Genomic DNA, 26,219 nt, shown 5'->3' on the forward strand with positions numbered 1-26,219 from the left:
AAATTCGGTTCTCGCATGCCTGCCCAAATCCCGGGCAGCTCCATGGCAAAAGCTCGCCACCCCCACGGGTTCCGGGAGCAGCCAAATGCGCGTATGATTTTGGTCAGTGACACAGCTCAGGATGGCCGGTTTGTCAGATCTATCAGTCCCAGCAAAATTCCAGCCCGAGAATACGGCTGTCGATGAACTGGCGCTTGCCGACATCAAGAGCGCTATTCTCGTCAAATTGAGGCTGGCAATCGGCAAGGAAGCCGCATTCGCCACCAAGCACGACTGGTACAAGGCTGCCGCCCTGACGCTGCGCGACCGCATGGTGCATCGCTGGCTGAGCTCGGACAAAGAGAGCTACGACGCCGGCCGCAAGCGGGTCTATTACCTCTCGCTGGAATTCCTGATCGGCCGCCTGTTCACCGATGCGCTGAACAATATGGGCCTGCTGCCGCTGTTCGAAGCCGCGCTCGGCGATCTTGGTGTCGGCCTCGACGAACTCCGCAAATGCGAGCCCGATGCAGCGCTCGGCAATGGCGGCCTCGGCCGCCTCGCCGCTTGCTTCATGGAGAGCATGGCAACGCTCGGCATTCCAGCTTTTGGCTACGGCATCCGCTACAACTTCGGCCTGTTCCGTCAGGTCATCTCGCACGGCGTGCAGCAGGAATATCCCGACGAGTGGCTCGGCTTTGGCAATCCGTGGGAACTACCGCGGCGGGAAGTCACGTATAACGTCTATTTCGGTGGCAGCATCGAGACCGTCGAGGACGGCAAGGGCCGCAAGCAGGTCATCTGGCATCCCGGCGAGACCGTCGAGGCCGTTGCCTATGACACACCCATCGTCGGCTGGCGTGGCCAGCATGTGAACGCGCTGCGGCTGTGGTCGGCGCGCGCGCCGGATCCGCTGCGGCTCGACGTCTTCAACACCGGCGACTATGTCAGCGCCAGCGCCGAACAGGCGCGCGCCGAGGCGATCTGCAAGTTCCTCTATCCGAACGACGAGAGCGCCGCCGGCCGCGAATTGCGTTTGCGCCAGGAATACTTCTTCGTCTCCGCCTCGCTGCAGGATCTGGTCAAGCGTCACCTCCATTCCGATGGCAATCTGCGTGGCCTTGCCAACAAGGCGGCGGTGCAGATGAACGACACGCATCCGAGCCTGGCCATCGCCGAGCTGATGCGCATCCTGGTCGATCAGCACAATATGCGCTGGGATGCCGCCTGGCAGATCACCAACGCGACCTTGTCCTACACCAACCACACGCTGCTGCCCGAAGCGCTGGAGACCTGGCCGGTCGAACTGTTCCAGCGTCTGCTGCCGCGGCATCTTGAAATCATCTATCGTATCAACGAAGCGCATCTCGACCGCGCCGATGCGACGCGCCCCGGCGACACCGCCTATCGCGCTTCGGTCTCGATCATCGACGAGACGTCAGGTCGCCGCGTGCGCATGGGCAATCTCGCTTTCATCGGCTCGCACCGCATCAACGGCGTCTCGGCGATGCATTCGGAGCTGATGAAGGAGACCGTGTTCCACGACCTCAACCAGCTCTATCCCGGCCGCATCACCAACAAGACCAACGGCATTACTTTCCGCCGCTGGCTGATGCTGGCCAATCCGAAGCTCACCGACCTGTTGCGCGCCACTTGCGGCGAAGCCGTGCTCGACGATCCCACCCGGCTGATCAAGCTCGAGACTTTTGCCGGCGACGCCGCGTTCCAGCAGGAATTCCGCAAGGTCAAACATCACAACAAACTCGCGCTCGCGCGCGTGATTGGCGAGAAGCTCGGCGTTCAGGCCGATCCGTCGGCGCTGTTCGACGTGCAGATCAAGCGCATCCACGAATACAAGCGACAGCTGCTCAACCTCATTGAAACAGTCGCGCTGTATCAGGCGATCAAGGACGAGCCGGGCAAGGACTGGGTGCCGCGCGTCAAGATTTTCGCCGGCAAGGCGGCAGCGAGCTATCGCTATGCCAAGCTGATCATTCGCCTGATCAATGACGTCGCCGATATCGTCAATAACGATACGACGATCGGCGGCAAGCTGAAGGTCGCGTTCCTGCCGGACTACAATGTCAGCCTGGCGGAAGTCATCATTCCTGCGGCCGATCTCTCCGAGCAGATCTCGACCGCCGGCATGGAAGCCTCCGGCACCGGCAATATGAAGCTCTCGCTGAACGGCGCGCTGACCATCGGCACGCTGGACGGCGCCAATATCGAAATCCGCGACAATGTCGGCCCGGAGAATATCGCGATCTTCGGTATGACCGCCGCCGAAGTTGTCGAGCGCCGTGCCAAGGGCCTGGATGCCTCTGACGTCATCAACAAGTCGCCCAATCTCGGCCGCGCGATCCAGGCGATCGAGACCGGCGCATTCTCGCCGGACGATCCCGGCCGCTATGCTTCCGTCGGCCACGCGTTGCGCCACCTCGATCACTATGTGGTCTCGGCCGACTTCGATTCCTATTACGAAGCCCAACGCGGCATCGACACGCGGTGGAGGGCCGGCTCAGCCTGGAGCCGGGCCGCGATCCTCAACACCGCCAGGATGGGCTGGTTCTCGTCAGACCGCACCATCCGCGAATATGCCGATGATATCTGGGGCGTGCCGGTTGCTGGCGATCTGCCGGGCACACCGAGTCTGCAGGCACGAAAGGCAACGTAAGCGCGACAGTGCTCACGCGCGATACGCAACGAGCACCGCGCCGCAGGCGATCAGGATGACGCCGAGCCAGTTCGGCAGCGACAATTTCTCGCCGAGAAACAACACGGCAAACACCGCCACGAACACCACACTGAGCTTGTCGATCGGCGCGACCTGTGCGGCATTGCCAAGTTTCAGCGCGCGGAAGTAGCAGATCCACGATGCTCCGGTCGCGAAACCAGACAGCACCAGAAACACCCACGTCTTCGCTGATACATTGGACGGCGGCTGCCAGTTGCCGGTGACATAGACCATCATGCCAGCGGCAAAGAGAATGACGATGGTGCGGATGAACGTCGCGAAGTCCGAATTGACGTTCTCGATGCCGACCTTGGCGAAGATCGCCGTGAGCGCCGCAAAGCCCGCGGACAGCAGCGCCCAGAACGGCCAGGTGAGCATGACGTTTTTCATTTGAAGTGTCCTTACCTGTCAGCCGTCATTGCGAGGAACCCTTGCGACGAAGCAATCCAGCCTTCGCGTTCTAGCTGGTCGTGCATCGCATTCCGACTAACGGTTTCGTCATGGCCAGGCATAATGACTGATAGGTTCTGCCTGACATGAAAAAGGCGGCCTTGCGGCCGCCCTTTCGCACTCAATCTTGAAGCAGCAACTTACTCCGCGGCCAGCTTCACATCCGGCGCAGCGGCGCGGACATCCGCATCGACCTGGGCTTCGAACTTGGCGAAGTTCTTCTGGAACATGCCGACCAGTTTTCGCGCAGTCGCGTCGAATTCGGCCTTGTCCTTCCAAGTGTTTACCGGATTGAGGATTTCCGACGGCACGCCATCCAGCGCGGTCGGGACTGCGAAACCGAAATACTTGTCGGTGCGGAATTCCACGTTGCGCAGCGAGCCGTTCAGCGCCGCAGTCAGCAGCGCGCGGGTCACCTTGATCGGCATGCGCGAACCGACGCCATACTTGCCACCGGTCCAGCCGGTATTGACCAGCCAGCAGTCGACATTGTGCTTGGCGATCAGGTCACGCAGCATGTTGCCATAGACCGACGGATCGAGCGGCAGGAACGGCGAACCGAAGCAGGTCGAGAATTCCGGCTCCGGATCGTTGCCGAGACCACGCTCGGTGCCGGCGACCTTGGCGGTGTAGCCGGACAGGAAGTGATACATCGCCTGCGCCGGCGTCAGCTTGGCGATCGGCGGCAGCACGCCGAACGCGTCGGCGGCGAGCATCACGACGTTCTTCGGCTGCGGCGCGCGGCCGGTGCGAGACGCATTCGGGATGAAGTCGAGCGGATAGGCCGAGCGGGTGTTCTCGGTCTTCGAGCCGTCATCGAAATCCGGCAGGCGGGTATTGGCGTCGAGCACGACGTTTTCCAGCACCGCACCGAAGCGCTTGCTCGCCGCATAGATCGCGGGCTCGGCTTCTTCGGAGAGCTTGATGGTCTTGGCATAGCAGCCGCCTTCGAAATTGAAGATGCCATCCTTGCCCCAGCCATGCTCGTCGTCGCCGATCAGCGTGCGCTTCGGATCGGCCGACAGCGTGGTCTTGCCGGTGCCGGACAGGCCGAAGAAGATCGCGCTGTCGCCGTCGGGGCCGACATTGGCCGAGCAATGCATCGGCAGCACGCCCTTGGCGGGCAGATAGTAGTTCAGCGTGGTGAAGACCGACTTCTTCATTTCGCCGGCATAATAAGACCCGCCGATCAGGACGATCTTGCGGGCGAAATCGATTGCCACGACGTTTTCCGAGCGGCAGCCGTGACGTTTGGGATCGGCCTTGAAGCTCGGCAGGTCGATGATGGTGAGTTCAGGCACGAAGTCCTTCAACGCAGCGGCTTCCGGACGGATCAGCAGCGTGCGGATGAACAGGGAGTGCCATGCGAGTTCGGTGAACACGCGGGTCTTGATCTGGAAACTCGGATCGGCGCCGCCATAAAGGTCCTGCGCGAACAGGGTCATGCCTTCGGCGTGCTTCTTGAAATCGATATAGAGCGCTTCGAACTGCTCCGGCGTGATCGCCTGATTGCCAGCCCACCACATCTGTTCGGTGGAAGCGTCCTTGACGGTGAACTTGTCCTTCGGGCTGCGGCCGGTGAATTCACCCGTGTCAGCACAGAGCGCGCCATCGGACGACAATTCGGCTTCGCCGTTACGCAGCGAATATTCGTAAAGCTGCGGCGCGCCGAGATTCCAGTTCACCGCTTTGAGATTTTTCAGTCCGAATTTGTCGGCGCCATAGGCACCGTTGCGTACGCCCGTCTCTTGCACGGAATATTCCTCCTTGAGTCCGCATATCCGACCTGTGCAACTGTCTTCAATCGCACGTCAGCAGCGGTAGCCGTCATTATAACCACCGAGGCCGTAACCCGGCGATCTAATAGTGACGAAGATGTGAAATGCCAAGCTGCTGTCCGCATATTTGGTTTATTCCAGCACGGCACTTGATACCGCTCAATTCTTCAAAGCGCGGGCCTGCTCTGCGAGTTCCTTCAGGACTTGCCGCAATGCACCCGGAGTGACAATCCGCCGCGGAAAGTCCAGCCGGATCACCGTCGCGCCGTTCTGCAGGTCCATGCCATCCGGATCGCATCCGGTGCACCGCCAGTCGCCTGCGTCTGCGTGGAGAAGCTTCGTTGCATAGAGATTAAGCGCATCGAGATGATCGGCGTTCATATGAGCAACGGCGCCCTCCTCGGCTTCGAGCATGCCTTCGGCATCGGTGAGATCGGTCAGGAATTGCTGTGGCTTCAGGTCGTTAATGCGGCCAAAGCCGGCCACCAGATGGGCACTCTTCGGCTTGATCCGGAAGAACGAAAAGTCCTTAAAATCCACAAAGACTTGCGCGGATGGATGGACGCTGAGATAGCGCCGACGCAGCAGCGATTTTTCGCTGTCGCTGGCCTCCTGCGCGATACCTCCGAGCATGATGCGTGAGCCCTCCAGGGGGTCCCCCGGCGCTCGCTCGTCCAGCATCAGCGAGACGCGGGCATCGGCCAGAATATTGCGGGTATGAAGCGCCAGCCGGGAAATCAGGAGAATCGGCGACCCGTCCGGGTGGCTGGCGACATTGGCCAGCGCACAATAAGGATCGCCGGAACCGACGGCCAGGGTAGCCAGCGCCCCCTGCCGACTGCGCCGCAACAGCGACCGGGTGACGCGCGAGGGGTCGAAATCAGGGGTCGGCTGCATGGTTAAATCCCGTATTTCATTGCAAAAAGTGGCTATTTCTTCTTCCCCGGGAGGTCTATACATCTACGGAACCCACGCGTCATTCAAGCGTTCAGGGAACTCGGCCACACTTCAGCCCAGCTTGCATTGCTCGTTGACTGTGTTCTTAAGGCCACCTCATACGGCGGATTGTTGAATTCTGCCGGATAGCCCATCCCGCTTCGGAAAGCAGGCTCATGCCAACTATCGCACTGGTCGACGACGACCGTAACATTCTCACATCCGTATCGATCGCGCTGGAAGCCGAGGGCTACCGCATCATGACCTATACGGATGGTGCTTCCGCACTCGATGGCTTCCGCACGAGCCAGCCGGACCTCGCAATCCTCGATATCAAGATGCCTCGCATGGACGGCATGGAGACACTGCGCCGTCTGCGCCAGAAGTCCGATCTGCCGGTGATCTTCCTGACGTCGAAGGACGAGGAGATCGACGAGCTGTTCGGCCTGAAAATGGGCGCCGACGATTTTATCCGCAAACCGTTCTCGCAGCGTCTGCTGGTCGAGCGCGTCAAGGCCGTGCTGCGCCGCGCCGCGCCGAAGGACCCGACTGCCGCTCCGAAGGAGACCGACGCCAAGGCGCTCGATCGCGGTTTGCTGCGGATGGATCCGGAACGTCACACCTGCACCTGGAAGAACGAGCCGGTCACGTTGACCGTCACCGAGTTCCTGATCCTGCAGGCGCTGGCGACGCGCCCCGGCGTGGTGAAGAGCCGCAACGCGCTGATGGATGCCGCCTATGACGATCAGGTCTATGTGGACGATCGCACCATCGACAGCCACATCAAGCGGCTGCGCAAGAAGTTCAAGGTCGTCGACGACGACTTCGAGATGATCGAGACACTGTATGGCGTCGGTTATCGCTTCAAGGAAACCTGATCTGTAAGGGTTCCCGCGGCACGGCTGGGGGCCTGACGGCTCAGCCGTGCTGCGCTAGAATGCGCATCCGCACACGCAACAATGAGCGCCGCGTGACGTATCGCAGATATCGACAACAACCGGGCAGTTTTGGCATTGCTGGATCGTACGCAGCCTGATGAAAGCCTGGACGCCGACGGCACGTCGCCGAATGCGACAGGCGGCGATGCCGATCGCACCCGTCGCGGCTGGCAGCGCCCGCTCGACTGGCTGCGCCGTGCCCGGCAGTTCTTCGTTGCGCTGACCTTTTCGAGCCTGACGCGCCGCATCGTCTCGCTCAACCTCGCCGGCCTCTGCGCGCTGGTCGCCAGCATTCTCTATCTCTCGCAGTTTCGCGCCGGCCTGATCGACGCACGCGCGCAGAGCCTGCTGGTACAGGCCGAAATCATCGCCAGCGCCATTGCCGCTTCGGCCACCGTCGAAACCAATACGATCACGATCGATCCCGACCGCTTGCTGGATCTCAAGCCCGGCGAAACCTATGGCGTGCCGGACGAACTCTCCGGCCTTGATTTTCCGATCAATCCCGAGCGCGTCGCGCCGGTGCTGCGGCGGCTGATCTCCCCGACCAAGACTCGTGCGCGCATTTACGACCGCGATGGCGTGCTGATCCTCGACAGCCGCAGCCTTTATGGTCGCGGTGATGTGCTGCGTTTCGAACTGCCGCCCCCGACCACCGAAAAGCCCGGCTTTGCCGAACGCACAATGATCGCGGTCCGAACCTGGCTCAATCGCGGCGACCTTCCGCTGTATCGCGAACTTGGTCCGGAAAACGGCAACGGCTATCAGGAAGTGCAACAGTCGCTCGACGGTCTGAAGAGCAGCATGGTGCGCATCAACGAACGGGGCGAAGTCATCGTCTCGGTCGCCGTGCCAGTGCAGCGCTTCCGCGCCGTCCATGGTTCGCTGATGCTGTCGACCCAGGGCGACGACATCGATCAGATGGTGACCGCCGAACGTCTGGCGATTCTGAAAGTCTTTGCGGTCGCGGCCGTGGTGATGATCGTGCTGTCGCTGCTGCTGGCATCGACCATTGCAGGTCCGGTGCGACGTCTTGCCGACAGCGCCGAACGCGTTCGTCGCCGCATCCGCACCCGTGTCGAGATCCCGGATTTCACACGCCGCCGCGACGAGATCGGCCATCTCTCCGGAGCGCTACGCGACATGACCGATGCGCTTTATAACCGCATCGAGGCGATCGAGATGTTCGCGGCCGACGTCTCCCACGAGCTCAAGAATCCTTTGACCTCGCTGCGCTCCGCCGTGGAAACACTCCCGCTGGCAAAGAACGACAACAGCCGCGGCCGCCTGCTCGCGGTGATCGAACACGACGTGCGGCGGCTTGACCGGTTGATCTCGGATATTTCCGACGCCAGCCGTCTCGATGCCGAACTCCAGCGCAACGACACGGCGCCCGTCGATGTCCGACGGTTGCTGACCACGCTGACCTCGGTCGCCAACGAAACCAAGCTCGGTCATGACGTCGGCGTTGAAGTCCGCTTCGAAGGCGCTGCCACCGACGCCTTTTCAGTGCCGGGCCACGATTCCCGCCTCGGTCAGGTCATCACCAATCTCGTCACCAATGCGCAGTCATTCTCGACGCCGGGCGGCAAGGTGCGGATCGTCTGCCGTCGCCTGAAAGGCAAGATCGAGATCGTCGTCGATGACGACGGCCCCGGCATCGGACTGGATGCACTCGAACGGATCTTCGAACGCTTTTACACCGACCGCCCGCATCAGGGCTTTGGCCAGAATTCCGGTCTGGGCCTGTCGATTTCCAAGCAGATCGTCGAAGCCCATAGCGGTACGATCTGGGCGGAGAACCGCATCGGCCCGGCCAATGCCGACGGCGAGATCCCGGTGCTCGGTGCGCGCTTCGTGGTACGGTTGCCGGCCACATGAGCGCGGATGGCAAAAGCATCCATGCCTCCGCCGTACTGGTCGATGAGCGCGCGGTCCTGATCCGGGGGCCGTCCGGTTCCGGAAAATCGCGGCTGGTATTCGACCTGATCCTCGCCGCTCAGAGCGGACAGCTTCCCGAGGCCATGCTGGTCGGCGACGACCGGGTGCATCTGGATGTCAGGGATGGAAAACTGTGGGTACGGCCGGCGCCCGAACTGGTTGGGCTGCTTGAGGTCAGGGGGCTGGGAATCCGGCGTCTGGACTGCGCTACCGGTGCCATCGTCGGGCTGGTGGTCGATCTCGCCGCCACCGACGCTGCGCGCCTGCCAGAGCCGGAAGCGCTCAAAACCACACTGGAGGGCGTTGAATTGCCCCGAATCCCGGTCGGGACAGGCTTTTCACCACTACCATTGGTCGTAGCCGCGCTTATTACAAACGATGGTTTAGCCGCGGTGCGACCTTTGGACGATTGCTCGAAGGGAATTGGTAACCATATTAGTCCCACTATCGCCACCGAATAGACCCGCGCTACTTCCCGCCGCATCCGTGCAATTTAAGGGAGATTCGCGAAGAGCCCTCTTGCATAGGGGCTCTGGATGGTCAAAGTGGCCCTTTCGTGCGGTGCACCAAAAGCACCCACGAGGAGTTTCCGATGATTGGTCTAGTACTTGTGACCCATGGGCGCCTTGCCGACGAGTTTAAGGCGGCGCTTGAGCACGTAATGGGTCCGCAAAAACAAATTGAAGCCGTGACGATCGGCGCCGAAGACGATTCCGATTTGTGTCGCAGCGACATTATCGAAGCGGTCAATCGCGTCGACAGCGGCGATGGTGTTGCCATCCTCACTGATATGTTCGGCGGCACGCCATCGAATCTGGCGATCTCCTGCATGAGCCGGCCGAAGGTCGAGGTTCTCGCCGGTATCAACCTGCCCATGCTGGTGAAGCTCGCAAAGGTGCGCGAAGAGCGCACGCTGCCCGATGCGATCGCCATGGCGCAGGAAGCCGGCCGCAAATACGTCACCATCGCCAGCCGCGTTCTCGCCGGCAAATGAGCGACAGCCCAGACGATACGACTGTGTCCGGCAGCGTCTCCCGCGAGATTCCGATTACCAACAAGCGTGGCCTTCATGCGCGCGCCTCTGCCAAATTCGTGCAGATGGTCGAACGCTTCAATGCCGACATCACGGTGACACGCAACGGCGAGACCGTTGGCGGTACATCCATCATGGGCCTGATGATGCTGTCCGCCGGACCCGGGACCAGCATCACGGTCACTGCCAAAGGCGCCGAAGCTCAAGCGGCGCTGGATGCGATCACCGAGCTTGTGACCAACAAGTTCGGCGAAGAGTAGCGGTTCGCCGAAAGCTGCTTCGTCAGCGAACGGCTATTTCATTGCGCCAGGCGCCACCACATAGACATTCCACCGCGTGGTCGTGCCGACATTGCCCTTGAAGAAGCGTCGCGTCGACATCACGATACGTTCGGCATTCGGGAGATTGTCCTTCATCCACGCTTCGCAGCGATCGAATTTCCAGTCACCGACCATGCAGATTCCGATGAAGCCGTTACGCTTCGCTTCGGCCATCGACGTCACGCCTGACGGCCACGGCTCGTAAGGCGTCAGCGGCAGCGGATGATCGGGACTGTAGAACGTCATCTGCTCGGCAACATCGACGAAGCCCACGACCTCGCTCCAGCGCGTGTGGAAGCGCTTGTGCCAGACTTCGGTGAGTTCGCGCGCGAGTTGCGAGTAGGAGATGTGAGCGAAATTGCCGTTGGCATCGCGCGGCAGTGACGCGATGGCGATCTGCGATGCGGCGGCGAGCGTGACCAGCGACAGCACCAGCCAGATCGCAGCGAGCCGTACCAGCGCGACCCGCGGCATCTTCAGCGCCGGGATCGCAATGACCGCCAGCGGCACCAGGAAGAACAGCGAGATACCCCAATCAGTCTTGATATAAACGTCGAACAACAACGCACCGATCGGCGGCCCGACGGCGACAATGGCCTGGATCAGCCAGATATTCAGGGCCTGATCCTTGCGGACACCGGGATTGGTCGTCAGTGACCACGGTCGCTTGACGAATGCGCGGGGATCGCGCGCCACCGACGCCCACCAGCGTGGCCCCCAGGCCAGCACCGCAGCGGCCAGACCCAGCGGCAACAGCAGCAGCGCGATATTGTGGCCAACATAGCCCCACGCCAGCTGCAAACTCTCCCAGCGTGACGAGATCGCATAGGTATTGCCGGCGTAACGAAATGGCGCGTATTCCACCTGCCGCACCCAGTCGAGATGCGGAATCATCGCCGCCGCCATCGTCGCGATGGCGATCCATGGTGCCGGCGAGCGCAGGAACAGCATCCGCTGCGGATGGATCAGCGCGGCCAGACCGATGGCCCCGATCATCGTCACCACCCAGTATTTGGTCATCAGCGCCAGCGCAGCGGCGAGGCCAAGCAATACACCGGAGCGAATCGAGCGCTTCTCGAAAGCGTGCAAATAGGCCAGCACCACCAGCGGCAAAGTTACCAGCTGCAGCAGGTCCGGATTGTATTTGAAGCCCTTGAAATTGAAGATCGGATAGATCGCGACCATCAGCAGCACGAAAAAGGCACGGCGGCGATCGACCACGCGCAGCGCGATCGCCCAGCAAAGGATCATGCCTATGCCGACCGTGACCATGGCGAGCAGATAGGTCGCCCAGTCCACCGGCGGGAAAAATTTGAACCAGACGCCCGAGATCCAGCCCGACAGCGGCGGATGCTTGCCGTAGCCCATCAGGAACTTCTGCCCCCAGGCATAGCCCTCGGAGACGTCGAAATGGATGTCCTGCGCCGCCTTTACCTGGGTCAGGATCGCGGTCCACAGCACCACATGGGCGATCGTGAAGCCGAGCACCAGCAGGACGCTCAATTGCGGATCACACGCCCAGGCAACGAGCCGCGCAGCGCCGCGGCGGCCGATCGACAGCAAGCCCCGGCGTTTGGCGGGGGTAGAGGAAGCGATTGTACTCATGGGCCCCTGCCTAGCGTGTTTCGGGCCGGAGTAAAATCAGGATGCCGTGACGGAAACAGGGCCGGGAATCAGGCCGAAACCCGCATTAAGGTTGCCGCATCGGGGCCTGAATGCTATCCCGCGCGCATGACAACCTCCCCGATTTCGAACGTTCGCAACTTCTCCATCGTCGCCCATATCGACCATGGCAAATCGACGCTGGCCGATCGCCTGATCCAGATCACCGGCGGCTTGCAGGCGCGCGAGATGAAGGAGCAGGTGCTCGATTCGATGGATATCGAGCGCGAGCGCGGCATCACCATCAAGGCGCAGACCGTCCGCCTGCATTACAAGGCCAACGACGGCAAGGATTACATCTTCAACCTGATGGACACGCCCGGCCACGTCGACTTCGCCTACGAGGTCTCGCGGTCGCTGGCCGCCTGCGAAGGCGCGCTGCTGGTGGTCGACGCCTCACAGGGCGTGGAAGCGCAGACGCTCGCCAACGTCTATCACGCACTCGACGCCAATCTCGAAATTGTGCCGATCCTCAACAAGGTCGATCTGCCCGCGGCAGAACCCGAGCAGGTGAAGAAGCAGATCGAGGACGTCATCGGCATCGATGCCTCGGACGCGTTGATGATCTCGGCAAAAACGGGTCTGGGCGTGCCTGACGTGCTGGAAGCCATCGTGCACCGGCTGCCGCCACCGAAGGGCGACCGCGACGCCACGCTGAAGGCGTTGCTGGTCGATAGCTGGTACGACGTCTATCTCGGCGTCGTCGTCCTCATCCGCGTCGTCGACGGCGTCATGAAGAAGGGCCAGCGCGTCCGCATGATGGGCACCAACGCCGCCTATGATGTCGAGCGCGTCGGCTACTTCACGCCGAAGATGGTCAATGTGGACGAACTCGGTCCCGGCGAGATCGGCTTCATTACGGCCGCCATCAAGGAAGTCGCCGATACCCGCGTCGGAGACACCATCACCGACGATCGCAAGCCGGTCACCGACATGTTGCCGGGCTTCAAGCCCGCGATCCCCGTGGTGTTCTGCGGGTTGTTCCCGGTCGATGCCGACGACTTCGAGACGCTGCGCGCCGCCATGGGCAAGCTGCGGCTGAACGACGCGTCATTCTCCTTCGAAATGGAAACCTCGGCTGCGCTGGGCTTCGGCTTCCGCTGCGGCTTTCTCGGCCTGCTGCATCTGGAAATCATCCAGGAGCGCCTGAGCCGCGAGTTCGATCTCAACCTGATCGCGACCGCGCCGAGCGTGATCTACAAGATGCACCTTACCGACGGCGAGGAGATCGAGATCCACAATCCGATCGACATGCCGGATGTGGTGAAGATCGCCGAGATCCAGGAGCCGTGGATCGAAGCCACGATCCTGACGCCCGATGAATATCTCGGCAGCGTGCTGAAGCTCTGCCAGGAACGCCGTGGCAATCAGAAAGAGCTGACCTATGTCGGCGCCCGCGCGATGGTGAAATACGAGCTGCCGCTCAACGAAGTGGTGTTCGATTTCTACGATCGCCTGAAGTCGATATCGAAGGGCTACGCCTCGTTCGACTATCATCTGACCGACTACAAGGCCGCAGATCTCGTCAAGATGCAGATCCTGGTCAATGCCGAGCCGGTCGACGCGCTGTCGATGCTCGTGCATCGCACCCGCGCCGAAGGCCGCGGCCGCGCCATGGTCGAGAAGATGAAAGAACTGATTCCGCCGCACATGTTCGTCATCCCGATCCAGGCGGCGATCGGCGGCAAGGTGATCGCCCGCGAAACCGTCCGCGCGCTGCGCAAGGACGTGACCGCGAAGTGCTATGGCGGCGATATCAGCCGCAAGCGCAAACTTCTGGAGAAGCAGAAGGAAGGCAAGAAGAAGATGCGGCAGTTCGGCAAGGTCGACATCCCGCAGGAAGCATTTATCGCGGCGCTGAAGGTGGATAGCTGAGGATCAACCGCCCGTCGTTTTGACCAGAGGTACCGCATATGACTGCGATACGGGATGCGAACAGAACGGCGAAGCGACCTCCCCAAGGTTTTTCAGATCCAGCTGTCAAAGCAGCATTCGACCAGCATCCTCCGGCGATCAAGGCCCGGCTTATGGCCCTCCGGCAACTGATCTTCGAGACTGCCGCGGAAATCGATGGCGTCGGTCCGCTGCAGGAGACCCTCAAGTGGAATCAGCCCAGCTATCTGACAAGCGAGACGAAAAGCGGCAGCACCATCCGGCTTGATTGCATGGGGGCCACAGCGCAGTACGCGCTGTTCTTTCACTGCCAGACCGATTTGGTCGCGACCTTTCGTGAATTGTATCCAACGGAGCTAAGCTTCGAAGGCAACCGCAGCATCGTGCTGCACGTCGATGATCCCGTGCCGGAACAAGCTCTGAGTCACTGCGTCGGACTGGCGCTGACCTATCATCTCCGCAAGCGCAGGCCTTCAGCGAGGTCATCTCAGGCTGAATGAGCGCGGCGACAACTGGCTGTCGTCCGGGAACAAATAGCGCCGTGAATGAACGGATTCCGCCGGTCCAATTTTCCGCCCGCCGCAATGCGGCAGATTTCTGCGACCAAACATCCCTCACGCCGCCCTTGCCACCCCGCCATCCTCCCCTCATGCTGCTGTCACGACGCCGAAAACGGCGCGTATAAAATTTGGGGAGGATTGAATGATCGCGCACCGCACGGTTGCGGCTACGACGTTTGCTGTTTCGCTGCTTTTCGGCGCTTCCGCGCTGGCCCAGCAAGCCAACACGCTTCCGCTCAAGATCGGCGTGCTCGCCGACTTCGCCTCGGTCTATGCCGACATCGGCGGCCAGGGGAATGTCGAGGCGGCCAAGATCGCCATCGAGGAATTCGGCGGCAAGATGTTCGACAAGCCAATCGAGCTGGTCACCGCAGATGCGCTGAACAAGGCCGACGTCGCCGCCACCATCTCGCGCAAATGGTATGAGGCCGAGAATGTCGACATGATCATCGACATGCCGACGTCGGCCACTGCGCTGGCCGGCATGGAGATGTCGAAGCAGTTCGAGAAAATCATGATCGTCACCGACGCCGCGTCGTCGGACATCACCGGCAAGTCGTGCTCGCCCTATACCGCGCACTGGACCTACGACACCTATGGCAACGCTCACACGGTCGGCAGCGCCATCGTCAAGCAGGGCGGCGACTCCTGGTACTTCATCACAGCGGACTATCTGTTCGGCCATTCCATCGAACGTGACACCGGCGACGTGGTGCGCGCCGCGGGCGGCAAGGTGGTCGGCAGCGCCAAGCATCCGCTCAATACCGCGGACTTCTCGTCCTTCCTGCTGCAGGCACAATCGTCCAAGGCCAAGATCATCGGCATGGCCAATGGCGGTGGCGACACCATCAACACCATCAAGCAGGCGTCCGAGTTCGGCATCGTCGCCGGCGGCCAGAAGCTCGCGGGCATCGTGATGTTCATCTCCGACATCCACTCGCTCGGCCTGAAGATGGCGCAGGGGCTGATCATCACCGAGGCCTATTACTGGGATCTCAACGATCGCACCCGCGCCTTCGGCAAGAAGTTCTTCGACAAGATGAAGCGGATGCCGACCATGAACCAGGCTGCGACCTACAGCGCCACGCTGCACTATCTCAAATCCGTGCAGGCGGCCGGCACCCGCGCCACCAAGCCGGTGCTGGCGAAGATGCGCGAGATGCCGGTGCGCGACGCGTTCACCGATAACGGCGTGCTGCGCGAGGACGGCCGCATGGTGCACAGCATGTTCCTGCTCGAGGTCAAGAAGCCCGAAGAATCCAAGGCGCCGTGGGATTACTACAAGGTCCTCGCGGAAGTCCCCGGCGATCAGGTGTTCCGGCCGATGAAGGATGGCGGCTGCCAGTATGTGAAGAAGGACTGAGGGTCTTTCGCATCAGCAACAACGGCCGTCGCCCGGCCTGGCGCGCAATTGCACGCCTGGCCGGGCGACACGTTAGTTTTCATCGCATTTTTTAAACGATGGCACTCGTTGCCGGCTTCGCCGCTGGGGTCCTTAGCCAAAACAGCGCCAGGAATGCGAGCGACGTAAGCCCGCCTGTGAGCGCCAGCGCGACGCGCGGGCCACCGTGATCCAACACAAGGCCGAACAGCAGCGGCGCTGCCCCCTGCAGAATGCGCGCCGGCGCGGCCAGCCAGCCGGTTCGCATGCCGTATCCGACGGCGCCAAACATCGCCAGCGGAAGCGTTCCGCGCGCGATCGTGAACAGGCCATTTCCGGCACCGTGCAGAAGGGCGAATGGCAGCGCGACGGGCGCTCCGAACAGGATCAGCAATCCGGCGCCGACGGGATGCAGGCCCGCGGCCAGGCGTGCGGATATCATCGCCGACGCATGTCGTAGCAGACCGAATTCCCCGATCCGGGCTGCGACTTGCGCAGGCCCCATCAAAGCCCCGGCGAGCACGGCCTGCGCCGGGGTGGCCCCGAGCGCTTCCAGCAGGCGCGGCATGTGCGCGGCAAAGGCGGTGGTGACAAACCAGGTCGCACCGAAGACGCCCGCCAGAACGATCATCGCCCATGGAATGCCTGATGTGGGGACGGCAGGCTCATCCAGATGCGCATGCGGCGGCGCCTTCGGAACGAGAAAGCGGTTGAGCGGCAGACCGATGACGATGTGCAACGCGGCCCATGCGAAGCAGGCGCCGCGCCAGCCGAAGGCATCGATCATCGCGGCACTGAGCGGCCAGCCGATGGTGCTCGCAAAACCGGCGAACAGGGTGATGCCGGTGATCGCACTGCGGGCCTGTCGTCCCCACAATCCCGCAACCGTCGCAAACGCAGCCTCATACAGGCCGAAACCCATGCCGGCGCCGATGACCAGCCAGGCCAGGGCCAGCGTGATCGGTCCCGTTGCAACCGCAAGCAAGGCCAGCCCCGCCGCAAACATCAGATTGGTGGCGACAAGCACGTCCCGGCCACCGCTGCGGTCGATCATGCGGCCGGCGAGCGGCCCGAGCAAACCCGACACCAGCAGCGCCACGGAGAACATGGCGAAGAACCACGTCCTGGACAGATGCAGGTCGTCGCAAATGGGATCCGCGAACACGGCCGGAACATAGTAGCTGGAAGCCCATGCCAGTGTCTGCGTCGTACCGAGCGCGGATACGACTTGCCAACGAACGACTGCCACCTCAGTTCACAGCTCCCCGCTCGTACCAGTCCCGTGTCGCCTTCACGATGTGAACCACGGAGAGCATCACCGGCACCTCGATCAGAACGCCGACGACCGTTGCCAGTGCCGCGCCCGATTGAAAACCGAACAGTGCGATCGCCGCGGCCACCGCGAGCTCGAAGAAGTTCGATGCGCCGATCAGGGCGGAGGGGCCGGCCACGCACCAGGCGACACCGAGGCGGCGGTTGAGCCAGTAGGCGAGACCGGCATTGAAATAGACCTGGATCAGGATAGGGACGGCGAGCAGCGCAATGACCATCGGCTGCCGGGTGATCTGCTCGCCCTGCAGGCCGAACAACAGCACCAAAGTTAGCAGGAGCGCGACCAGCGATACCGGACCGAGCAGCGACAGTGCCTGCGATAGCGCCGCCTCGCCTCCCCTCGCCAGCAATGCGCGCCGCCAGAATTGCGCGATTGCCACAGGCACGATGATGTAGAGCAGGACGGACAACAGCAACGTGCCCCAGGGCACGATAATGGATGATAGTCCGAGCAGAAGGCCGACGATCGGAGCGAAGGCGACCACCATGATGGTGTCGTTGAGCGCGACCTGTCCCAGCGTGAAGTTCGGCTCGCCATCGACCAGATTCGACCAGACAAACACCATCGCCGTACAAGGCGCAGCTGCAAGCAGAATCAGACCAGCCGTATAGCTGTCGATCTGGTCCGCGGGCAGATACGGCCTGAACAGATGGCCGATGAACAGCCAGGCGAGCAGCGCCATCGAGAACGGCTTCACCAGCCAGTTGATTCCGACGGTCGCGGCAATGCCGCGCCAGTGTGCGCCAACGTGACCGAGCGCTCCGAGGTCCACCTTGAGCAGCATGGGAATGATCATCAGCCAGACGAGAACAGCCACCGGCAGATTGACCTGTGCAATCTCCGCCGAGCCGAGCGCATGGAAAACGGCCGGCATCCATCGGCCCAGCAGAATGCCGACGACGATACACAGGCCCACCCAGATCGTGAGATAGCGTTCGAACAAACCCATGGCTGGAGCGGAAACCGGCCTGCCGATGGCCTCACTGGTCATGACGCTGTCCTGTGATCCGCTGGCCGCTCACATCCACGACCCGGTCGCCATCCTCTTTCGAGAACGCTCCAAGCTGTGGAGTGGGCATGATGTCCAGAACCGCTTCAGATGGCCGGCAGAGCCTCACACCCAGCGCGGAGACCACGATCGGGCGGTTCATCAGAACCGGATGGGCTTCGATGGCGTCGAGCAACTGTGCGTCGGTCAGACTGGCGTCGGAGAGGCCCAGCTCGGCATAGGGCGTTCCCTTCTCGCGCAGGATTTCGCGCACCGACATGCCGGCGCGCGCGAGCAATTGAACGAGCATGACCCGCGACGGCGGTGTCTTCAGATACTCGATGATATGCGGCTCGATGCCGGCATTGCGGATCATGGCCAGCGTGTTGCGCGAGGTGCCGCAATCCGGGTTGTGATAGATGATGACGTCGACGCTATCAGGCACGTGACAGCTCCTTGCTGTCCGAGGTGCATGCGGACGCCGTGGCCGGCATACAGATGTCGGGATGACCCGCGCAGCAATCCCGCATCAGGAACTGGATGAGGCCCGACAGCGCGTCGTAATCGGCGGTGTAGACAATCGAGCGGGCCTCCCGCTTCGCGCTGGCAAGGCCAGCCTGGGTCAGCTCCTTCAGATGGAAGGACACATTCGAGGCCGACACGCCTGCCGCCTCCGCGACGGCGCCGGCCGGCATCCCCGCGGGACCGGCCTGCACGAGCAGGCGCACGATGCGAAGCCGTGTCTCCTGGGACAGCGCTGCAAAAGCCGACAGGGCTTGACGTTCTTCCATATTTCAATAATCCTAAAAATATCAAATCATGGAGTAACATCGATGCTGGACCTTGCCAAGCCGGAAATTCCGCCTTCGCCGCAGATCGCCGCCGACGACATCAGCATCGGGGCGCTCCTCGCCGCCTGCGACGCGGCACCGGCATTGCCCTTGGTGTTCACCTATAGCGGTCACAGCATTCAGGCGGGCTACCACGTCACCGAAGTCAAGGCGGGCGCCTTTTCCGCACTTGATTGCGGCGGCAATCCCGAAGCGTGGTCGGAGATCTTCGTACAGTTGTGGGACATCGTCGAAAGTGGCCGGACCCATATGACGGCGGCTAAATTCGCCGCCATCATCCGGAAAGTCTCCGACCATGTCGCTCTCGATATCAATGCGCGACTGACTTTCGAAGTGAGCGATGGCATCGCGCCGATGCAACTACACTGCGCGGATACCCCGCGCATACAGGGCGACGTTCTCACGGTGGCGCTTGCCCCGCGTCCGGCGAGTTGCAAGCCACGCGACCGCTGGCTGGAGGCGCAGAAGGAAGCCAGTGCATGCTGCGCGCCGGTATCGTCCAAAAGCACGTGCTGCCGGTAGACGCCGCGGTTCAGACCGGAGACCTGTTACTGGACTCTCAACGAGAGCGCGCGGTAGAGCCCACAATCATTATCCTTTGCCACCTGCGGTCGTTGCGCTGCGTCGATCCGCGAGGCGACCAGTCTCTTTTGGCAAAGCTCCTGGCGAGGAGCCGGGATGCGCAGACGCCTGGGCTTGCGACAGCAACCACGCCCGGAATGCCTGCAGCAAAGGATTCCCGGCTTTCTCCTCCGGGCAGGCGAAATAGTACGAGCCGACGCTTTTCAGGGTCAGGCTCGACAACACCTTCAATTTGCCCGACCTGAGTTGGTCGGAAATCAGGAATTCGGGAAGCAGGGCAACACCAAGACCCGAGCTTGCCGCGCTGATCAAAGTGGACTGGATATCGAAACGCGGCCCGCGGATCACATTCGTGCCGCCGAGCTCCGCAGCATCGAACCAGCGACGCCATGCATCGGCGCGTGTGACGAGATGCAGAAGCCGCAGCTCGGCGACCTTGCTCGGCGGCAATTCGCCGCGCCTGCCGATCAGCGTCGGCGATCCGACCGGCAGAAGAATTTCGTCGAACAGATGGTCTGCCTGCGTGCCGGGCCAGTCCGGCTGGCCGAAGTAGAGGGCACCATCGAGCGCGGTCTCGCTGAAGAAGAAGCGCGTGTTGCGCGCGCTCACATTGACGGCGACGCCGGGATGACGCGCATAGAAATCCGGCAGGCGCGGAATGAGCCACTGGGCGCCGACAGTGGGCAGCGCCGCGACGTCCAGAACCATGCCGTCGGCCTCATAGCCCATGATCTCGAGCGCATCGCGCTCGATCCGCTCGATCGTCTGCGCCACGCGGGTGCTGTAGGCCGCCCCTGCCCGCGTCAACGTGATGCGTTTCTTGATCCGATGAAACAGTTTCACGCCGAGCTGCGTCTCCAGCTGCGCAATCTGGCGCGACACCGCACTTTCGGTCAGCGCGAGTTCGCTGGCGGCACGGGTGACGCTGAGGTGTTTGGCAGCCGCGCTGAACGCCATCAGCGCGCCGAGGCTCGGTATTCTGCGGCGCATAGTTCATTCCAAAAACGCAAGACGTCCGCAGATTAAATTGTTTGCACGCCTAAGCACAAGGCAACAATCTCCCCGCGGGTGACAAAAGTCATGGCGGCAGCGACCTCTGGCGAGGTCACGCCCCGGCAACGGTCTCAAGACATGCAGACTGCAGCGCGGTGCCCCGCACAGGTGCTTCGGTCATCAACTTCAAGGAGCACATCAGTGGCAGTCAACAAATTGCATGACGAATTCCACACGCTCGACATGGAGAGCGGCTGGCAATTGCCCGAGGGCTACGATCCCGCGTCGGGCGCGCTGGAGAAGATCCTGTCCGGATCGCTCGATACCGCGAACAAACGCGGCAGCCGGACGCGATTGCTGAAGTTCCCTCCGGGTCTCTTCACCACACAGCAGATCGTTCACGACCACTGGGAAGAAGTCTTTCTCGTCTCCGGCGACCTGATCGTTGGCAATGACGAGAACGGGCAAGGCGGCACGCCGTTCGCCGGCTACACCTACGCCGTCAGACCGCCAGGCGCGTGGCATGGTCCGTTCAAATCCGAGGGCGGCTGCCTGCTTCTCGAAATGCACTACTACGATCCCGCCTGAGAGCCACAGAGATGATGACGGCAGCCTCTTAGAGGGGCCGCCGATCAGAGCCGATGCTCCCTGAAATCCCCGCAAGAGGTCTTGATATGAGTAATGCGAAGCTTCCCGTCATCATCGCCGGTGCAGGGCCGGTCGGCATGGTGGCTGCCGCAGATCTGGTGCGACAGAACATTCCGGTTCTGGTGCTCGAGAAGAACGACGCGCTGAGCAGCGAGTCGCGCGCATCGACGTTCCATCCGCCCACGCTGGACATGCTCGACAATCTCGGTTTCGCCAGCACGTTGATTGCACAGGGGCTGAAGGCACCGACAGTGCAGTACAGCTCGTCCGAGGACGGTGTGCTCGGAACATTCGATTTCGCGGCGATCTCCGATCTGGTGCGGCATCCGTTCCGCCTGCAAGCCGAGCAATTCAAGCTCACGCGCATCATTCTGGATGCCCTGTCCGGCAATCCGCTGTTCTCGATCGCGTTCGGCAGCGAGGTCAGATCGGTCGAGCAGAGCAGCGATACCGTCAAGGTGGTGGTCACGGCCAACGGCCACGACACCACGCATGAATGCGCCTGGCTGATCGGCGCCGATGGTGCGAACAGCATCGTCCGCCGCAGCCAGGATATGGAATTCGAGGGCTTCACCTGGCCCGAGCGTTTCCTGGTGATGACGACACCGGTCGATTTCACCGCGCTTCGGCCGGGCGTCTCGTCGGTCAGCTATGTCGCCGATCCCGAACGCTGGTACTTCCTTCTGCGTATCCTCGGCGCATGGCGCGTGATGATGCCGGTGGCCGCGGAAACATCCGATGAGGAAGCACTGTCCGAAGCCTATGTGACGGCGTCGATCCGGCGGATCGTTCCCACAGAGCTGGACGCCCCCATCCTCCACACCACGCTCTATCGTGTGCACCAGCGCGTCGCCGCGAATTTCCAGAAAGGCCGCACGTTTCTGGCCGGTGACGCCGCCCATATCAACAACCCGCTCGGCGGCATGGGCATGAATGGCGGCATTCATGATGCATTGAACCTGACCGCGAAGCTGGGCCCAGTCATCAACGGCACGGCTGATGAGAGCATTCTCGCCGATTACGATCTGCAGCGCCGGACGGTCACGATGCAGGCCATTCAGGGCGACACCATCCGCAACAAGAAGAACCTCGAAGCGAAAGACGAAGCCGATCGCGCGCGTTTCCGCGACGACATTCGCGCAGCAGCCGCCGATCCGGAAAAGGCACGAGCGCTATTGCGCCGGATCGCGATGCTCGACTCGCTTGAGCGGGCCGGTGCGTTGCATGTGGCTGAGCACCGCCCTGGGTGATCAGCAACTCTCTCTGAGACGATGTCGACGGCAACCGGTCACTCGGCTGGATAAGAACCGCGGCAGTGGAAGCGCCAGTAAGCCTGGAGGAGCCAACACCATGGTTCCCAAGATGTCATGCAGGAGTTTCAGAATGCCAAGCAAGGATTTACGGATGAAGTGGACGACGTTTCTTTTGGCGGCGCTGGTAGCGCCTGTCGCCTTGGGCGTGCCCGGCGCGGCAGCGGCCGGCTTTCCGGAAAAAATGATCACAATCGTGGTCCCTTATCCGGCTGGAAGCACGGCGGACGCGATTCCACGACTGGTGGCTCCGCTGATGTCGAAGTCGCTCGGCGTCACCGTGATCATCGAGAACCGCGGCGGCGCCAACGGCTCGATCGGGGCGGCTCGCGTCGCCGCTTCGCCGGCGGATGGCTATACGATTCTGCTCGCGACAACCGGCATGATGGCGATCAATCCGTGGATCTATGAAAAGCCCGCCTATAATTCCGAAAAGGATTTCGCGCCCATCACCAATGGCGCTTCGACGCCGAACATCCTGGTCGTCAATCCTTCGGTCAAGGCGAACTCGCTGAAGGAACTGGTGGCGCTGGCCAAGGCCGAGCCGGGCAAGCTGACATTTGCGTCAGCCGGTATCGGCAGCACGAGCCATCTGTGCGGCGAGACGCTGAAGGTGCTCGAAGGCATCGATGCCGTCCACATCCCGTATCAGGGCGCAGCTCCGGCACTTCAGGATGTCATCGGTGGTCAGGTGTCCATGATGTGCGATAATCTGTCGAACACGGTCCAGCAGGTACAAAGCGGAGCGCTGAGGCCCATCGTCGTGACCGCGCCTGAACCAAGCAAACAGCTGCCCAATGTGCCGACGTCGCCGCAGGCAGGCTATCCCGATCTCCTCGCGGGCAACTGGTACGGCTTTGTCGCTCCATCGGCGACCCCCAAGGACGTGATTGAGAAGCTCAACGCATCGATCGTGGAGGCGTTGCGAGATTCAACTGTTTCGGCTCGCCTGGAAGGCCTTGGTTTGACCGTGATCGCAGACAAGCCCGATCAGTTCGGAGCTGTTATCGCCAAGGATTCTGCGCGGATGGAAAATATCGTGAAGCGCTCGAAAGCGAAGATTTCCAACTAGGGATTTTTCGGCATCCCTCCGAGCTTAAACTGATCTTGACTTTAGTCCTAGATTGAGTTACCTCGCTTCCAGCCTGCTCGATTGCTGCGTGCTCATGACACACAGCATCGATCAGACTGCAGCGGCGACCCGGTGATCCGGGCAGCTGCTGGTGGAGCGCCGGGAGGCGCAGCGTTCGCTCGGCGGGCTTCGCACCCCCACCGATGTCGTAACGCGCGCGTCTTCCCTGCGGGACTCGCAATCCCGCCGGTGCTGACGTGCGGGCCGGCCCTCGCAAGGCCAGCCTCAAGGGGTCTCGCAAACCCCTGGCGCCTCCCGGCGCTCCATTCTCGCAATGGGAAACGGGATGAAGGGTCGTCCGCACCCTCACCGAAGCGGAGATCGGCGCGTGCCTTATGCGACCTGCGCGCGGACGGACAGTTCCGCATCCGGCGCAGCAATGGCCTGAGCGCGCAGCAGCTCGACAATCTCCTCATTCGGCCGCGCCCGGCTGAACAGGAAGCCCTGCCCTTCATGGCAGCCTTCGCTGCGCAGGCAGGCGAGTTCGGATTCTGTCTCGACGCCTTCCGCCGTGATGGTGACACCGAGGCCCATGCCAAGGCTGATGATCGAGCGCACGATGGCCTGCGCATCGCGATTGGAGCCGAGATCACGCACGAAGGACTGGTCGATCTTGATCTTGTCGAACGGAAAGCTTCTGAGATAGCTCAGCGACGAATAGCCGGTTCCGAAATCGTCCATCGAGATGCGCACGCCGAGCGCGCGCAGCGCGTGCAGGGTCGCCAGCACCTGATTGCTCTTTTCCAGCAGCAGCGTCTCGGTGATTTCAAGCTCAAGCCGCCGCGGCGGCAATCCGGAATGCTTCAGCGCATCCATCACCACCGAGAGCAGATTGCCAACGCGGAACTGCAGCGGCGACAGATTGACTGCGACGCGCACTTCATCAGGCCAGCGCGCAGCCTCATTGCAGGCGCGGCGCAGGATCTGCGTGCCGAGCGCATTGATCAGGCCGGTGTCTTCTGCCACCGGGATGAAATCTGCCGGCGAAATCATGCCGCGCTCCGCATGCGGCCAGCGCACCAGCGCCTCACAGCCGGTGATGCGGCCGGTCTTGAGATCGATAAGTGGCTGGTAGAAGGGCCGCAGTTGATCGTCCTGAATGGCGGAGCGCAAATCGATTTCGATCTTGCGGCGCGCCTGCGCGCGGGCGTCCATGCCGGACTCGAAGAAGCTGAATGTGCCGCGCGAGTCGTTCTTGGCGCGCGACAGCGCCATGTCGGCGTTCTTGAGCAACCGCTCGGATTCGTCGCCGTCGCTCGGCGCCATCGCGATCCCGATGCTGGCGCCGATGACCACCGAATGACCGTCGAGCAGATAGGTCTCACCGACGGCGTCGAGCAGCCGGCGCGCCAACAGCACGACATCCTCGGGACGGTTGATGCCGGTCTGGATGATGGCGAATTCGTCGGAGTTCAGCCGCGCCAACGCGTCTTCCTCGCGCAACGACGAGCGCAGCCGCCGCGCCACGCCGCGCAACAGCTTGTCGCCGATACCATGGCCGAGCGTGTCGTTGACGCCCTTGAAGTTGTCGAGGCCGAGAAACAGCACCGCGACCTTCTCGCCGGTGCGCCGCGTATGTGCGAGGACCTCGTCGAGACGCTGACGCAGCAGGTTGCGATTCGGCAGGCCGGTGAGGCCATCATGATGCGACATGAAAGCCAGCCGCATCTCGGCACGCTTGCGCTCCGTGATATCCATCAGCGCCAGCATCACGGCTGGCTCCTCGTTGTAGACGAGGTGCCGCGAATAGATCGCCAGATCGATCAGCGAGCCGTCGGCCTTGACGTGTTTCCAGGTTCGTGCGGCCTGCTCGTCATTGGCGTGATCGCCGACCCAGGGCGGGGCGGCCTCGAAGGCCTGCAACTGGCGGATGGTGAGCTTCTCGAATTCCGGACGCGTGTAACCGTAATGTTCGATCGCAGCGTCGTTGACGCTGAGGATGCGTTCGTCATCGAGTGCACAGACGATCATCGGCACCGGATTGCTCTCGAACAGCAGGCGGAACGACGCCTCGCGCTGTTTCAGCTCGGTGATGTCGACGCGCAGACCGATGACACCGCCGTCTTCGGTGAGCCGCTCTTCGATCAGGACAACGCGGCCGTCGGCCAGAACCTGCTCGTGACGTTCGCCTGGATGGAACAGCTTGGCGACGCGCTCCGCGATCCATTCGTCCTCGCGGCCGATGGCTTCAGGATAGTCGCCGCGCTCGACACCGACGCGGATCGTGTCCTGCAAACGCGCACCCGGCACGAACTGATCCGAGCTGCGGTTGTAGATTTCCGCGTACTTTTTGTTCCAGAGGATGTAGCGCCCGTCGGAATCGAGAAACACGATGCCTTGCGGCAGGATGTCGATCGCCTCGCGCAGACGCTCGTGGGATTTGCGGGCTTCCGCGATCGCCGCCTCGGCCTGGGCACGCTGGCGCACGATCTCGCGAATGGGACCGCTGACAAGACCCTTTTTCGGCGCCAGTTTCGGAGCAGCCGCGATCGCCCGGCTCGGCCGGGTGATCCGAGACGCCAGTCCGGCTTTCGCTTTCTTTTTCGCTTCAGGCCGGAACTTCGGCATCAATGATCCACTCGCAACGCGCGTGTGACAATATGTGCAAGAAGTGTCTGAAAAAACGGTATCAATGCCCGTTCACAGCAACCGATTACCGTCTGAACTGCGCGCCTGTACACATCCCATGCCTTCACAACAGGCAAAAACCGTGGGCCTATGGCTACCCATGTCTGGACGTTACCAGGTCACGCGCGATCATCCCCGCCAAGTGAGAG

23 protein-coding genes are annotated in these 26,219 nt (G+C 62.0%); 13 read left to right on the top strand and 10 right to left on the bottom strand.

The window, feature by feature from the left end; all coding sequences use genetic code 11:
* The first annotated feature begins 121 nt into the window (after window positions 1-121).
* Window positions 122-2,653 (top strand): glycogen/starch/alpha-glucan phosphorylase, encoded by a 2,532-nt coding sequence (locus tag BLW80_RS22930; protein ID WP_093759848.1) that lies wholly within the window; start codon window positions 122-124, stop codon window positions 2,651-2,653.
* Between the two features lie 12 nt (window positions 2,654-2,665).
* On the opposite strand, the gene BLW80_RS22935 is transcribed toward BLW80_RS22930, so the two are convergent.
* The 3 genes from BLW80_RS22935 to BLW80_RS22945 all read right to left on the bottom strand — a co-directional run bounded on the left by BLW80_RS22935 (window position 2,666) and on the right by BLW80_RS22945 (window position 5,838).
* The gene (locus tag BLW80_RS22935; RefSeq protein ID WP_093759850.1) at window positions 2,666-3,103 is read right to left on the bottom strand and encodes an EamA family transporter; all 438 of its coding nucleotides are present in this window, start codon (window positions 3,101-3,103) and stop codon (window positions 2,666-2,668) included.
* A 200-nt stretch (window positions 3,104-3,303) separates the two neighbouring features.
* Window positions 3,304-4,917 carry a phosphoenolpyruvate carboxykinase gene (locus tag BLW80_RS22940; RefSeq protein WP_093759852.1) on the bottom strand — a complete coding sequence of 538 codons (1,614 nt, stop codon included), beginning with the start codon at window positions 4,915-4,917 and terminating at the stop codon, window positions 3,304-3,306.
* Between the two features lie 183 nt (window positions 4,918-5,100).
* Entirely contained in the window at window positions 5,101-5,838 is a 738-nt protein-coding gene (locus BLW80_RS22945) for a HugZ family pyridoxamine 5'-phosphate oxidase (protein ID WP_093759854.1), read from the bottom strand.
* A 215-nt stretch (window positions 5,839-6,053) separates the two neighbouring features.
* On the opposite strand from BLW80_RS22945, the gene BLW80_RS22950 reads away from it, so the two are divergent.
* The 5 genes from BLW80_RS22950 to BLW80_RS22970 all read left to right on the top strand — a co-directional run bounded on the left by BLW80_RS22950 (window position 6,054) and on the right by BLW80_RS22970 (window position 10,049).
* Window positions 6,054-6,755 carry a response regulator transcription factor gene (locus BLW80_RS22950; protein ID WP_068733897.1) on the top strand — a complete coding sequence of 234 codons (702 nt, stop codon included), beginning with the start codon at window positions 6,054-6,056 and terminating at the stop codon, window positions 6,753-6,755.
* Between the two features lie 135 nt (window positions 6,756-6,890).
* A complete protein-coding gene (locus BLW80_RS22955) occupies window positions 6,891-8,696 on the top strand; it encodes a sensor histidine kinase (RefSeq protein ID WP_093760096.1) in 1,806 nt (601 codons plus the stop codon).
* Between the two features lie 56 nt (window positions 8,697-8,752).
* Window positions 8,753-9,217, top strand: coding sequence for an HPr kinase/phosphorylase (locus tag BLW80_RS22960; protein ID WP_374725710.1), 465 nt, complete (start codon window positions 8,753-8,755; stop codon window positions 9,215-9,217).
* 131 nt (window positions 9,218-9,348) lie between these two features.
* On the top strand, window positions 9,349-9,750 hold the full coding sequence (locus tag BLW80_RS22965; protein WP_068733893.1) for a PTS sugar transporter subunit IIA: 402 nt from the start codon (window positions 9,349-9,351) through the stop codon (window positions 9,748-9,750).
* Window positions 9,747-10,049 carry an HPr family phosphocarrier protein gene (locus tag BLW80_RS22970; RefSeq protein ID WP_093759856.1) on the top strand — a complete coding sequence of 101 codons (303 nt, stop codon included), beginning with the start codon at window positions 9,747-9,749 and terminating at the stop codon, window positions 10,047-10,049. The genes BLW80_RS22965 and BLW80_RS22970 overlap by 4 nt, the downstream gene beginning before the upstream one ends.
* Window positions 10,050-10,082: 33 nt before the next feature.
* On the opposite strand, the gene BLW80_RS22975 is transcribed toward BLW80_RS22970, so the two are convergent.
* A complete protein-coding gene (locus BLW80_RS22975) occupies window positions 10,083-11,714 on the bottom strand; it encodes a glycosyltransferase family 39 protein (RefSeq protein WP_093759858.1) in 1,632 nt (543 codons plus the stop codon).
* Between the two features lie 126 nt (window positions 11,715-11,840).
* On the opposite strand from BLW80_RS22975, the gene lepA reads away from it, so the two are divergent.
* From lepA to BLW80_RS22990, 3 genes are all read left to right on the top strand, one after another.
* Window positions 11,841-13,646 (top strand): translation elongation factor 4, encoded by a 1,806-nt coding sequence (gene lepA, locus BLW80_RS22980; protein ID WP_093759860.1) that lies wholly within the window; start codon window positions 11,841-11,843, stop codon window positions 13,644-13,646.
* A 38-nt stretch (window positions 13,647-13,684) separates the two neighbouring features.
* Entirely contained in the window at window positions 13,685-14,164 is a 480-nt protein-coding gene (locus BLW80_RS22985) for a DUF1801 domain-containing protein (RefSeq protein WP_093759862.1), read from the top strand.
* A gap of 202 nt (window positions 14,165-14,366) precedes the next feature.
* Window positions 14,367-15,587, top strand: a complete 1,221-nt coding sequence (locus tag BLW80_RS22990; RefSeq protein WP_093759864.1) for an ABC transporter substrate-binding protein — start codon at window positions 14,367-14,369, stop codon at window positions 15,585-15,587.
* Window positions 15,588-15,678: 91 nt separating this feature from the next.
* On the opposite strand, the gene BLW80_RS22995 is transcribed toward BLW80_RS22990, so the two are convergent.
* Genes BLW80_RS22995 through BLW80_RS23010 form a run of 4 tightly spaced genes read right to left on the bottom strand, consistent with a single transcriptional unit; the run spans window position 15,679 to window position 18,717 of the window.
* Window positions 15,679-16,854, bottom strand: coding sequence for an MFS transporter (locus BLW80_RS22995; protein ID WP_093759866.1), 1,176 nt, complete (start codon window positions 16,852-16,854; stop codon window positions 15,679-15,681).
* 1 nt (window position 16,855) lies between these two features.
* Window positions 16,856-17,887, bottom strand: coding sequence for an ACR3 family arsenite efflux transporter (gene arsB / locus BLW80_RS23000; RefSeq protein ID WP_093759868.1), 1,032 nt, complete (start codon window positions 17,885-17,887; stop codon window positions 16,856-16,858).
* Between the two features lie 31 nt (window positions 17,888-17,918).
* Window positions 17,919-18,371, bottom strand: a complete 453-nt coding sequence (arsC, locus tag BLW80_RS23005) for an arsenate reductase (glutaredoxin) (protein WP_093759870.1) — start codon at window positions 18,369-18,371, stop codon at window positions 17,919-17,921.
* Window positions 18,364-18,717 carry an ArsR/SmtB family transcription factor gene (locus BLW80_RS23010; protein WP_089262883.1) on the bottom strand — a complete coding sequence of 118 codons (354 nt, stop codon included), beginning with the start codon at window positions 18,715-18,717 and terminating at the stop codon, window positions 18,364-18,366. Before BLW80_RS23010 ends, arsC begins: the two co-directional genes overlap by 8 nt.
* Before the next feature lie 42 nt (window positions 18,718-18,759).
* Here BLW80_RS23010 and BLW80_RS23015 point away from each other — a divergent pair, with 42 nt between their 5' ends.
* Window positions 18,760-19,299: a DUF6428 family protein gene (locus BLW80_RS23015; protein ID WP_093759872.1), complete on the top strand. Its 540-nt coding sequence runs from the start codon at window positions 18,760-18,762 to the stop codon at window positions 19,297-19,299.
* 69 nt (window positions 19,300-19,368) lie between these two features.
* Here the strand turns inward: BLW80_RS23015 and BLW80_RS23020 are convergent, their stop codons facing one another.
* On the bottom strand, window positions 19,369-20,349 hold the full coding sequence (locus tag BLW80_RS23020) for a LysR substrate-binding domain-containing protein (protein ID WP_093759874.1): 981 nt from the start codon (window positions 20,347-20,349) through the stop codon (window positions 19,369-19,371).
* A gap of 204 nt (window positions 20,350-20,553) precedes the next feature.
* Between BLW80_RS23020 and BLW80_RS23025 the strand changes: the two genes are divergently transcribed.
* From BLW80_RS23025 to BLW80_RS23035, 3 genes are all read left to right on the top strand, one after another.
* On the top strand, window positions 20,554-20,940 hold the full coding sequence (locus tag BLW80_RS23025; RefSeq protein ID WP_068733870.1) for a cupin domain-containing protein: 387 nt from the start codon (window positions 20,554-20,556) through the stop codon (window positions 20,938-20,940).
* Window positions 20,941-21,026: 86 nt separating this feature from the next.
* The gene (locus BLW80_RS23030) at window positions 21,027-22,250 is read left to right on the top strand and encodes an FAD-dependent oxidoreductase (RefSeq protein WP_170849766.1); all 1,224 of its coding nucleotides are present in this window, start codon (window positions 21,027-21,029) and stop codon (window positions 22,248-22,250) included.
* Window positions 22,251-22,404: 154 nt separating this feature from the next.
* Entirely contained in the window at window positions 22,405-23,382 is a 978-nt protein-coding gene (locus tag BLW80_RS23035; RefSeq protein ID WP_170849767.1) for a Bug family tripartite tricarboxylate transporter substrate binding protein, read from the top strand.
* 393 nt (window positions 23,383-23,775) lie between these two features.
* On the opposite strand, the gene BLW80_RS23040 is transcribed toward BLW80_RS23035, so the two are convergent.
* A complete protein-coding gene (locus BLW80_RS23040) occupies window positions 23,776-26,010 on the bottom strand; it encodes a putative bifunctional diguanylate cyclase/phosphodiesterase (RefSeq protein ID WP_092140036.1) in 2,235 nt (744 codons plus the stop codon).
* Between the last annotated feature and the right edge of the window lie 209 nt (window positions 26,011-26,219).

It is taken from the genome of Tardiphaga sp. OK245 (assembly GCF_900108575.1).
Taxonomy (GTDB): Bacteria; Pseudomonadota; Alphaproteobacteria; order Rhizobiales; family Xanthobacteraceae; genus Tardiphaga; species Tardiphaga robiniae.

What these genes read in the sequence shown, in the direction of transcription:
- BLW80_RS22975 (WP_093759858.1), bottom strand. Translation starts at nt 11,714, where the DNA reads ATGAGTACAATCGCTTCCTCTACCCCCGCCAAACGCCGGGGCTTGCTG.
- arsB (WP_093759868.1), bottom strand. Translation starts at nt 17,887, where the DNA reads ATGGGTTTGTTCGAACGCTATCTCACGATCTGGGTGGGCCTGTGTATC.
- BLW80_RS23040 (WP_092140036.1), bottom strand. Translation starts at nt 26,010, where the DNA reads ATGCCGAAGTTCCGGCCTGAAGCGAAAAAGAAAGCGAAAGCCGGACTG.
- BLW80_RS22990 (WP_093759864.1), top strand. Translation starts at nt 14,367, where the DNA reads ATGATCGCGCACCGCACGGTTGCGGCTACGACGTTTGCTGTTTCGCTG.
- BLW80_RS22970 (WP_093759856.1), top strand. Translation starts at nt 9,747, where the DNA reads ATGAGCGACAGCCCAGACGATACGACTGTGTCCGGCAGCGTCTCCCGC.
- BLW80_RS23010 (WP_089262883.1), bottom strand. Translation starts at nt 18,717, where the DNA reads ATGGAAGAACGTCAAGCCCTGTCGGCTTTTGCAGCGCTGTCCCAGGAG.
- BLW80_RS22930 (WP_093759848.1), top strand. Translation starts at nt 122, where the DNA reads ATGGCCGGTTTGTCAGATCTATCAGTCCCAGCAAAATTCCAGCCCGAG.
- BLW80_RS22965 (WP_068733893.1), top strand. Translation starts at nt 9,349, where the DNA reads ATGATTGGTCTAGTACTTGTGACCCATGGGCGCCTTGCCGACGAGTTT.
- BLW80_RS22985 (WP_093759862.1), top strand. Translation starts at nt 13,685, where the DNA reads ATGACTGCGATACGGGATGCGAACAGAACGGCGAAGCGACCTCCCCAA.
- BLW80_RS22935 (WP_093759850.1), bottom strand. Translation starts at nt 3,103, where the DNA reads ATGAAAAACGTCATGCTCACCTGGCCGTTCTGGGCGCTGCTGTCCGCG.
- BLW80_RS23015 (WP_093759872.1), top strand. Translation starts at nt 18,760, where the DNA reads ATGCTGGACCTTGCCAAGCCGGAAATTCCGCCTTCGCCGCAGATCGCC.
- lepA (WP_093759860.1), top strand. Translation starts at nt 11,841, where the DNA reads ATGACAACCTCCCCGATTTCGAACGTTCGCAACTTCTCCATCGTCGCC.
- BLW80_RS23035 (WP_170849767.1), top strand. Translation starts at nt 22,405, where the DNA reads ATGAAGTGGACGACGTTTCTTTTGGCGGCGCTGGTAGCGCCTGTCGCC.
- BLW80_RS23030 (WP_170849766.1), top strand. Translation starts at nt 21,027, where the DNA reads ATGAGTAATGCGAAGCTTCCCGTCATCATCGCCGGTGCAGGGCCGGTC.
- BLW80_RS22950 (WP_068733897.1), top strand. Translation starts at nt 6,054, where the DNA reads ATGCCAACTATCGCACTGGTCGACGACGACCGTAACATTCTCACATCC.
- BLW80_RS23020 (WP_093759874.1), bottom strand. Translation starts at nt 20,349, where the DNA reads ATGCGCCGCAGAATACCGAGCCTCGGCGCGCTGATGGCGTTCAGCGCG.
- BLW80_RS22945 (WP_093759854.1), bottom strand. Translation starts at nt 5,838, where the DNA reads ATGCAGCCGACCCCTGATTTCGACCCCTCGCGCGTCACCCGGTCGCTG.